The following is a 3,977-nucleotide window of genomic DNA, read 5'->3' on the forward strand; positions in this document are numbered from 1 at the left end:
GCGACTGCGACTACATCGGGCAGATGGCGCGCCGGCAGTTCGTCGCCCGGGAGTTCAGGGCGCGTCAGGCCCGCCAGGACGGCCGCCCGGCCTAGCGCGGCGCCGCGGGCCCATACCCTGGATGCATGACGGTTGCCCGGCCCGCCGACACGGCGCACGCCACGGCCGCGGACGCGTCGCCCACGCCCGGGCGGCGCGCGCGGGTGTGGCCGGTGCTGGCCGGGGTCGCGGCGCTGGCCGGCGCCACGGCGGCCGGCCTCGGGGCGCTGTCGCTGGCCGACGCGCTCAGCGCCACCGGCCTGCCCAACCCCGGCCCGGCCACCACGCTGGGGCTGCCGTTCGTGCGGGCGGCCGGGGAGATCGCGGGCGTGCTGGCCGTCGGATCGTTCCTGTTCGCCGCGTTCCTGACGCCGCCGCAGCGCAGCGGGATCCTCGACGCCGACGGGTACCGCGCGCTGCGTCTGGGCACTGCGGCCTCGGCGGTGTGGGCGGTGTGCGCCGCGCTGCTGATCCCGCTGACCATCTCCGACGTCTCGGGCCGCCCGCTGGCCGAGCAGCTCGACCCGGCGCGGCTGTGGTCGCTGGCGGGCCTGATCACCACCGCGTCGGCCTGGCGGTGGACCGCGGTGCTGGCCGCGGCGGTCACGCTGGCCAGCCTGTCGGTGCTGCGCTGGTCGTGGACGCCGGCGCTGCTGGCCGGGTCGTTGCTGACGCTGCTGCCGCTCGGGCTGACCGGCCACTCGTCGGCCGGTGGCTCCCACGACCTGGCCACCAACAGCCTGCTGATCCACCTCGTCGCCGCCGGCCTGTGGGCCGGCGGCCTGCTCGCTCTGGTCGTCCATGCGCTGCGTGGTGGCGGTCGGCTGCACCTGGCTGCCCGGCGGTTCTCCGCGGTGGCGCTGTGGTGCTGGGTCGCGATGGCGCTGAGCGGCCTGGTCAACGCCTCGGTGCGGCTGACACCGGCCGACGTGCTGGGTTCCGGGTACGGGCGGCTGGTGATCGTGAAGTTCGTCGCGCTGTGCGCGCTGGGCGTCCTGGGCTGGCGCCAGCGCCGCTCGGCGGTGGCCGCGCTGGAGACGGCCCCGGCCGCGGCGCGCCGGGCGCTGCTGCGGCTGGGGCTGGTCGAGGCGACAGTGTTCGGCCTCACCTTCGGCGTCGCGGTCGGCCTTGGGCGCACCGCGCCGCCGCCCCCGCCGTCGCGGCTGCCCTCGATCGCCGAGGCCGAGATCGGCTACGACTTCGACGGCCCGCCCACGGTGGCGCGCCTGCTCCTCGACTGGCGCTTCGACCTGATCTTCGGCTCGGCGGCCCTCGTGCTGGCCGGGGTGTACGTGGCGGCGGTGCTGCGGCTGCGCCGCCGCGGGGACGGCTGGCCGCCGGGCCGCACTACCGCCTGGTTGCTCGGCTGCGTGGTCCTGCTGTTCGTGACGTCCTCGGGCGTCGGGCGCTACATGCCGGCGATGTTCAGCGTCCACATGATCGTGCACATGTGCCTGTCGATGCTGATCCCGATCCTGCTCGCCCTGGGAGCGCCGGTCACCCTGGCGCTGCGGGCGCTGCCCGCGGCCGGGCGCGACGGCCCGCCGGGCCCGCGGGAATGGCTGTTGGCGGCGCTGCACAGCCGGCTGTCGCGAGTCCTGACCAATCCGGTGGTGGCCACCGTCCTGTTCGTCGCGGGCTTCTACGGCCTGTACCTGTCGAGCCTGTTCGACACCACCGCGAGCAGCCACGCCGGACACCTGGCGATGAACCTGCACTTCCTGATCAGCGGTTACCTGTTCTATTGGATCGTGATCGGGGTGGACCCGACGCCGCGGCCGATCCCGCCGCTGGCCAAGGTGGGCGTGGTGTTCGCCTCGCTGCCGCTGCACGCGTTCTTCGGCGTGGTCCTGATGGGCACCAAGAAGGTGTTGGCCGGTGACTACTACCGCTCGCTCGGGCTGAGCTGGCACACCGACCTGCTGGGCGACCAACGGCTGGGCGGCGGCATCGCGTGGGCGGCCGGGGAGCTGCCCCTGGTGCTCGTGATGCTGGCGCTGCTGGTGCAGTGGGCGCGCAGCGACGACCGCACCGCGCGGCGGCTGGACCGGGCCGCCGAACGCGACGACGACGCGGATCTGGCGGCCTACAACGCGATGCTGGCCCAGCTCGCCGGCCGAGAGGCGCCGCGACGCCCCAGCGCGTCCCCGGCCGACTCCGACTGATCCCCAGTCGCCGGTTACTCCACAGGTTCACATTCGGGCGCCGTGGCGTCGCCCGCTCTGTCGGTGCCCATTGGCTGACTGGCGGGCAGTCACGCGCAACACCGAAAGGAATCAGCCCATGTTCGAAACACCGCTGACCGTCGTCGGCCACATCGTCACCAACCCCGAGCGCCGCCAGGTCGGCAGCCAAGAGGTCATCAAGTTCCGGGTGGCCAGCAACTCGCGCCGCCGCACCGCCGACGGCGGCTGGGAGCCGGGCAACTCGCTGTTCATCAACGTCAACTGCTGGGGCAAGCTGGTCACCGGGGTGGGCGCGGCGCTGGGCAAGGGCGCGCCGGTGATCGTGGTGGGCCACGTCTACACCAACGAGTACGAGGACCGCGACGGCAACCGCCGCTCGTCGCTGGAGCTGCGGGCGACGGCGGTGGGGCCCGACGTCTCCCGCGCGATCGTGCGCGTCGAGAAGCCCGGTTACGCGGGGCCCAGCCCGGACGAGGTCGCCGCTCACGCGGTGGCCCCGCCGTCGGGAACCGCCGGGCCGCAGGCGTCCGGCGAAGGAAGCGAGTCGGCCGCGCTACCACTGTCGGCCTAGTGTCGCCGCGCGGTGCCTAGGATGGTCGCGACAGGCGAATAGCGCTGAGAAGACCAGAAAGGCACAACCGCGGCATGGCTGAGTTCATCTACACGATGAAAAAGGTCCGCAAGGCGCACGGCGACAAGGTGATCCTGGACGACGTCACGCTGAGCTTCTATCCGGGAGCCAAGATCGGCGTGGTGGGCCCCAACGGCGCCGGTAAGTCGAGCGTCCTGCGGATCATGGCCGGCCTGGACAAGCCGAACAACGGCGACGCCTTCCTCGCCAACGACGCCACCGTCGGCATCCTGCAGCAGGAGCCGCCGCTGAACGAGGAGAAGACGGTCCGCGGCAACGTCGAGGAGGGCCTGGGCGAGATCAAGGTCAAGCTCGACCGGTTCAACGAGGTCGCCGAGCTGATGGCCACCGACTACACCGACGAGCTGATGGAGGAGATGGGCCGGCTGCAAGAGGAGCTGGACCACGCCGACGCGTGGGACCTCGACTCGCAGCTGGAGCAGGCCATGGACGCGCTGCGCTGCCCGCCGCCGGACGAACCGGTGACCAACCTGTCCGGCGGTGAGCGGCGCCGCGTGGCGCTGTGCAAGCTGCTGCTGTCCAAGCCCGACCTGCTGCTGCTCGACGAACCCACCAACCACCTGGACGCCGAGAGCGTGCAGTGGCTCGAGCAGCACCTCGCGGCCTACGCGGGCGCCGTCCTGGCGGTCACCCACGACCGCTACTTCCTGGACAACGTGGCGCAGTGGATCCTGGAACTCGACCGCGGCCGCGCCTACCCCTACGAGGGCAACTACTCGACCTACTTGGAAAAGAAGGCCGAGCGGATCGCGGTGCAGGGCCGCAAGGACGCCAAGCTGCAGAAGCGGCTCACCGAGGAGCTGGCCTGGGTGCGCTCCGGCGCCAAGGCCCGCCAGGCCAAGAGCAAGGCCCGGCTGCAGCGCTACGAGGAGATGGCCGCCGAGGCCGAGAAGACGCGCAAGCTCGACTTCGAGGAGATCCAGATCCCGGTCGGGCCGCGGCTGGGCAACGTGGTGGTCGAGGTCGAGCACCTCGACAAGGGCTTCGGGGGTCGCACCCTCATCAAGGACCTGTCGTTCACGCTGCCCCGCAACGGCATCGTCGGCGTCATCGGCCCCAACGGCGTCGGCAAAACCACGCTGTTCAAGACCATCGTCGGC

Annotated in this window: 3 protein-coding genes; all 3 read left to right on the plus strand. The window is 72.2% G+C overall.

The features are described from left to right. Nucleotides 1-125 precede the first annotated feature (125 nt). Nucleotides 126-2,204: a cytochrome c oxidase assembly protein gene (locus tag A5714_RS00195; protein WP_068281683.1), complete on the plus strand. Its 2,079-nt coding sequence runs from the start codon at nt 126-128 to the stop codon at nt 2,202-2,204. 118 nt (nt 2,205-2,322) lie between these two features. After that, nucleotides 2,323-2,796: a single-stranded DNA-binding protein gene (locus tag A5714_RS00200; protein ID WP_068281685.1), complete on the plus strand. Its 474-nt coding sequence runs from the start codon at nt 2,323-2,325 to the stop codon at nt 2,794-2,796. 74 nt (nt 2,797-2,870) lie between these two features. After that, on the plus strand, nt 2,871-3,977 hold a 1,107-nt coding region (locus tag A5714_RS00205; RefSeq protein ID WP_068281687.1), incomplete at its 3' end, for an ATP-binding cassette domain-containing protein.

The sequence above is a fragment of the Mycobacterium sp. E2462 genome (assembly GCF_001672685.1).
Taxonomy (GTDB): Bacteria; Actinomycetota; Actinomycetes; order Mycobacteriales; family Mycobacteriaceae; genus Mycobacterium.

Excerpts from the sequence above, each read along its gene's own strand:
- A5714_RS00195 (WP_068281683.1), top strand. The coding sequence starts at position 126 with ATGACGGTTGCCCGGCCCGCCGACACGGCGCACGCCACGGCCGCGGAC.
- A5714_RS00200 (WP_068281685.1), top strand. The coding sequence starts at position 2,323 with ATGTTCGAAACACCGCTGACCGTCGTCGGCCACATCGTCACCAACCCC.